Source organism: Bradyrhizobium sp. P2_E8 (genome assembly GCF_056403875.1).
In genome coordinates, this window is the sequence record NZ_JBFUES010000557.1 from 1 (window position 1) to 4,998 (window position 4,998).

6 protein-coding genes are annotated in these 4,998 nt (G+C 65.0%); 2 read left to right on the plus strand and 4 right to left on the minus strand.

Annotation, left to right across the window (positions count from 1 at the left end; genetic code table 11):
- Both AC1D00_RS26355 and AC1D00_RS26360 read right to left on the minus strand, forming a co-directional pair.
- Window positions 1-1,325: glutamine synthetase family protein (locus AC1D00_RS26355; RefSeq protein WP_477012666.1), on the minus strand; the 1,325-nt coding region annotated here is incomplete at its 3' end.
- A gap of 147 nt (window positions 1,326-1,472) precedes the next feature.
- The gene (locus AC1D00_RS26360) at window positions 1,473-2,831 is read right to left on the minus strand and encodes an aromatic ring-hydroxylating dioxygenase subunit alpha (RefSeq protein ID WP_477012667.1); all 1,359 of its coding nucleotides are present in this window, start codon (window positions 2,829-2,831) and stop codon (window positions 1,473-1,475) included.
- Window positions 2,832-2,946: 115 nt separating this feature from the next.
- Between AC1D00_RS26360 and AC1D00_RS26365 the strand changes: the two genes are divergently transcribed.
- Together AC1D00_RS26365 and AC1D00_RS26370 are read left to right on the plus strand one after the other, a co-directional pair.
- Window positions 2,947-3,732 (plus strand): IclR family transcriptional regulator domain-containing protein, encoded by a 786-nt coding sequence (locus AC1D00_RS26365; RefSeq protein ID WP_477012668.1) that lies wholly within the window; start codon window positions 2,947-2,949, stop codon window positions 3,730-3,732.
- 116 nt (window positions 3,733-3,848) lie between these two features.
- The gene (locus AC1D00_RS26370; protein ID WP_025575573.1) at window positions 3,849-4,181 is read left to right on the plus strand and encodes a PRC-barrel domain-containing protein; all 333 of its coding nucleotides are present in this window, start codon (window positions 3,849-3,851) and stop codon (window positions 4,179-4,181) included.
- A gap of 90 nt (window positions 4,182-4,271) precedes the next feature.
- On the opposite strand, the gene AC1D00_RS26375 is transcribed toward AC1D00_RS26370, so the two are convergent.
- Both AC1D00_RS26375 and AC1D00_RS26380 read right to left on the minus strand, forming a co-directional pair.
- Window positions 4,272-4,706, minus strand: a complete 435-nt coding sequence (locus AC1D00_RS26375) for a VOC family protein (protein ID WP_477012669.1) — start codon at window positions 4,704-4,706, stop codon at window positions 4,272-4,274.
- Window positions 4,707-4,783: 77 nt separating this feature from the next.
- Window positions 4,784-4,998: helix-turn-helix domain-containing protein (locus AC1D00_RS26380; RefSeq protein WP_477012670.1), on the minus strand; the 215-nt coding region annotated here is incomplete at its 5' end.

The following is a 4,998-nucleotide window of genomic DNA, read 5'->3' on the forward strand; positions in this document are numbered from 1 at the left end:
AACGGATCGTCCTTCAGCGCGGCGACCGCGTCGCGCAACGACTTCGGCAGCAGCGGCGCCTTGGTTTCGTAGGGCGTGTCGGCCGACGGGCCCGGATCGAGCTTGCGGTCGACGCCGTCGAGACCCGAAAGAATCTGCGAGGCCATGTAGAGATAGGGATTGGCGGCGGGCTCGCCGATGCGATTCTCTAGGCGCGTTGCGGCGTCATTGGCGCCACCGAGCACGCGGATCATCACGCCGCGATTGTCGCGGCCCCAGATCGCACGATCAGGGGCCAGCGAATAGGAGCGGTAGCGCTTGTAGCCGTTGATGGTCGGGGTGGTGAACACGGTGGACGCGCGGGCGTGGTCGAGCAGGCCGGCAAGGTAGGCGCGGCCGAACGCGCTGAGCGGCTCGCCGCCTGTCTTGACCGTTTCCTTGGCCATGAACTGGTTCTCGCCGCTGGTGCGCGAGACGATCGACTGGTGCAGATGCCAGCCGCTCGCGAACAGGTTCGGCAGTTTCGGCCGGCACATGAAGGTGGCGTGATAGCCGTGGCGGCGGGCGACCTGCTTCACGGCCGAGCGGAACAGCACCATGTTGTCGGCGGGCTCCAGCCCCTTCCTCGGCGCGAAGGTGAACTCGCACTGGCTTGGCCCGAACTCGACCTCGACCGAACGCAAGGGCAGCCCGAGTGCGACGACGTCGCGACGCAGGATCTCCAGCACCGGCTCCATCTGATCGAAGCGCTGCTCGGTGAGATACTGGTAGCCGTGGCTGAGCAGGCTCACCGAGGGCGGCGTCCCGGGCTGGCCGGCGTCCTCCGCACGCATATGCGGATCGTCGAGCTTGAAGATGTGGAATTCGACCTCGAGCCCGGCGACGAAATCGTGGCCGCGGCCAGCGAGATCATCGAGCACCTGGCGATAAAGCCCGCGCGTTGCGAACGGCACCGGGCGGCCGTCATTGAAATAGAGGTCGCACAGCACCCAGCCGGTCGTCGGCGCCCATGGCAGCACGCGGAACGTGGTGGGATCGGCGACCATCAGCACGTCGGCCGCACCCTCCATCTCCTTCATGCCGAAGCCGCCGCCTGACGTGAACACCGGAAACACCGTGCGGTGCGAGGTGTCTTTTGCCAGCATGGTGGTGGTGATGGAGCAGCCGCTCTCCAGCGCGGCGATCGCCTCGGCGGCGATGATGGTCTTGCCGCGCAGGATGCCGTGCTGGTCGGGGAAGGCGAGGCGGATGACTTCGAGGTTTTTCTCCTCGACGATGCGCCGCATGCGCGTCGCCGCGTCCCTCTGCTCATCCGACCACAGCGCATGACGCGCGACGAAGGTCACCTTGATTGCTCCTTTAGTCGTGAGACGCGAAGCATGCGCCACATTCTCCGTCATTGCGAGCGCAGCGAAGCAATCCAGAACTGCGTCCGCGGAGACAGTCTGGATTGCTTCGCTGCGCTCGCAATGACGATGGATAGACCGTCATCATCACTCCGCCGCCGTCAGCCGATGCACATTATCCGCGATCTCCTTTGGCACCGGCGCGGTCCAGGGCGCGCCGCGGCGGCGCTTGACGTCGACTTCCATCCAGTAGGTCTCCCAGCCCCGCGTCGGCCCGATGCCGTCCATGGTCGCCGGTCCCTGGATGCTGCGCGCGTTGGCCTCGTCCAGGAACAGCATCGGCCTCTCGCCGCCGCCGACCTTCTCGATCTCCTGCCGCAGCAGGCGGCGGTATTGCACGATCGCCTTGTCGCTCTGGCCGAGATGCTCCTTGGTGCGGTCCTGGATCGCGCCCATCGACTCCACCGCCCACTGGTCGTGGACGTTGATGTCGTTGCCCATGCCGGTATAGGTCGCCGTCTGCTGCTCGTGCGGATCGAAGCCGTAATCGTTGCTGCGGTTCTTGCGCGATTTGTAGTCGGGCAGCTCATAGAGCTCGAGCCGCTGGTCGCGCATCTTCTTCTTGTCGACAGGGTTGGTGTAGCTGGTGAAGATCGCGTACCAGTAGCAGTTCTCGTCGTCGACCGGGACGTGCCACTGCGTGCTCGTCATCTCCGTGCTCATGGGGATGACGAAGCCGTGCGGGAACAGCTGGTTGGTGACGCGCACATGGGTGCGCTCCTCGTCGATCTCGCGCAGCGCGATCAGCCGCAGGCCGTATTCGGTGTGCTCGACATTAATGATCGGACGGTCGTATTCGCGCAGGATCTTCGTCATCGGCAGGTCGCTGCCCGCGGAGGCGCCGCGGAACTGCTTGCCGTAGGCGGTGGAGGTGTCCTCGTCCTCGAAGAAACGATGCAGGTAGGACGCGTGCGCGGGATCGATGCCGACCTCGAGCGCCTGGAGCCAGTTGCAGGCCATGTGGCCCTTGAACGCAAACGTATGCGTGCCGGGTGCGACGAAGCAATCTATCTCGGGGAATGCCGGCGGCTCACCCTCGCCGAGATAGGCCCAGAGGATGCCGCTCTTCTCCACTACGGGATAAGAGCGCTGGCGGATGTTCTGGCAGAGCTTTGAATCCTTCGGCTCGGCCGGGGTCTCGATGCACTGGCCGGTGGCGTCGAACAGCCAGCCATGGAAGGCGCAGCGCAGGCCGCCATGTTCGAGCCGCCCGAAGGCGAGGTCGGCGCCGCGATGCGCGCATTGGCGATCGATCAGGCCGTAGCGCCCTCGCTCGTCGCGGAACAGCACGAGGTTCTCGCCGAGCAGCTTGACCGGGCGGATCGGCCGCGCACCTTCAAGCTCGTCGACCAGCGCCGCCGGTTGCCAGTAGCTCCGCATCAGCTTCCCGCAGGGATCCTTCGGCCCGGTGCGGGTGATCAGGTCGTTCTGCTCCTGGCTCATCATGGCGAGTGCATCCCTTATCTCGGAGTGGCGTTTGTTCGCCTATTGAACGAATGGGCGAATTATGACATGCCTTGGATAGGCAGCAAGCACTATTTTGCAGGAAAGTCCCGGCGCCATGCCCAAGCTGAAGCGAAGCGAGAGCGACGAGCGCGCGACGGATTTCGTCGAAAGCCTCGATCGCGGCCTGCGCCTGCTTCAGTGCTTCGCCACGACGGTCGGCCCGATGACCTTGAGTGATCTCGCCCGCGCCGCGGACCTGCCGCGCGCCACCGCCCGGCGGATGCTGTTCACGCTCCAGCGAGGCGGCTTCGTTTCTGGTGACGGCAAGCTGTTCTCGCTGACGCCGCACGTGCTGACGCTGGCGGCGTCTTATCTGCGTTCCAATCAGCTCGTCACGGTCCTGCAACCGGTGCTCGATCGCGTCGCGACGGCGGCAAACGAAATTTCCTCGCTCGCGGTGCTCGACGGCGACGACGTCGTGTTCGTCGCGCGCAGCAGTCCGGCGCGGATGTTTTCCGGCGGGCTCGAAATCGGCTACCGCCTGCCGGCCTTCTGCACCTCGGTCGGCCGTGCCATGCTCGGCCAGCTCGACGATGCCGAACTTGCCGCACGGTTGAAGGCGATGAAGCGTGAGGCGCTAACGCCGCAGACGGTGATCGATCCCAAGGCGCTGCTCGCACGCATCACGGCCGACCGCGCGCAGGGTTACTCGCTGGTCGACCGCGAGGCGGAGCCGCATTTCCGCTCGATCTCGGTTCCCGTGCGGCGCTACGATGGCGTGATCGTCGCCGCCATCAACATGGGCGCCCATGTCGATCGCGTGCCGGCACAGGAGCTGATCGACCGCTTCCTGCCGCTGCTGCGCGAGGGCGCCGAAGCGGTGCGTTCGCGGTTGCTGTAGCGCGTAGCCGGGTGAGCGCAGCGGTACCCGGGAAAGTGTCGCAGACCCCGGATGTCGCTTCGCTCATCCGGGCCACGAGACTATAATGCGCTCCACACAAGACGAGGGAGGATGCCATGCAACACACCATGGTTCCCAGTGATCGTGTGGAGCACGTCGCCGTCTACGGGCGCGACGGCACGAAGCTCGGCACGATCGAGCGACTTATGCTCGACAAGGTCAGCGGAATGGTCACCTATGCCGTGATCAAGACCGGCGGACTGCTCGGCACTCATCACCATTATCCGGTGCAGTGGAGCGCGCTGAAATACGATCGCGGCCGTCAGGCGTTCCAGGTCGAGATGACGATGGACGAGTTCAGCAGCGGTCCATGCGAGTTCGATGGCGACGAATTCGATTGGGGCGACCGCTCGCGGCCCTATCCGCATCCGAACTATTGGTCGGTCTGAAGAGCAGGACGGGTTCGCAGCCGCATCGCGTTTGCGGGCTCGATCGAGCTTGCCGCGCCCGGCGAGCGGCATCCGAAGCAACCGTTCGGCCTATCCCGGCAGCGGCCCTTCGCCGACCTTGGGCCAATAGGTTCCAAAGCTCCAGAGGCCGCCCTCGGGATCGCGCGCCGCGAAATCGCGGCTGCCATAATCGGTGTTGTACGGCTCCATTTCGATCCTTGCGCCGGACGCCTTCACCTTCTCATAGAGTGCGTCGGGATCATCGACAGCCAGATAAATGGCATCCGTCCGGTGGCCGCCGATGTCGCCGACCCGTTTTGCGTACGCATCATCTCGATGCGCACCGAGCATGAGGATCGACGATCCAAATGCCAGTTCGGCGTGAACGACCGTGCCCTCTCTGCGATAGACCACGCGTTCGGCGAAGCCGAGAACGTTTTTCAGCCAGGCGATCATCGCCTCCGCGTCCTTGCAGCGCATGGTGTGGTACAGGCGCGGCGCTTCATAGCCATTCTGCTGGTTCATGAAATGCTCCAGGTCCATTGCGACGCCGACCCTAGTTCGGATCGCGCCAGCCGGGCTTGAACAAATGGGACCAGACGCTACCCGCCGCCGTCCCGCATCAGGCGTGGATCGGCAAGATCGAGCCGCGCGGCCCATCCGGTCGGCGTCTCGCCGCTCAATATCCGGAAGTCGCGGGCAAGATGCGCCTGGTCGGCATAGCCGGCGTCTGCCGCGACGGCTGCCCAGCCGCCGGACCCGTTCGTGCGGGCCAGTGAGCAGGCCCGATGAAAGCGCAGCATCTGGGCCATTGTCT

Coding starts and splice junctions, on each gene's coding strand:
- AC1D00_RS26360 (WP_477012667.1), bottom strand. CDS start 2,831: ATGATGAGCCAGGAGCAGAACGACCTGATCACCCGCACCGGGCCGAAG.
- AC1D00_RS26365 (WP_477012668.1), top strand. CDS start 2,947: ATGCCCAAGCTGAAGCGAAGCGAGAGCGACGAGCGCGCGACGGATTTC.
- AC1D00_RS26370 (WP_025575573.1), top strand. CDS start 3,849: ATGCAACACACCATGGTTCCCAGTGATCGTGTGGAGCACGTCGCCGTC.
- AC1D00_RS26375 (WP_477012669.1), bottom strand. CDS start 4,706: ATGAACCAGCAGAATGGCTATGAAGCGCCGCGCCTGTACCACACCATG.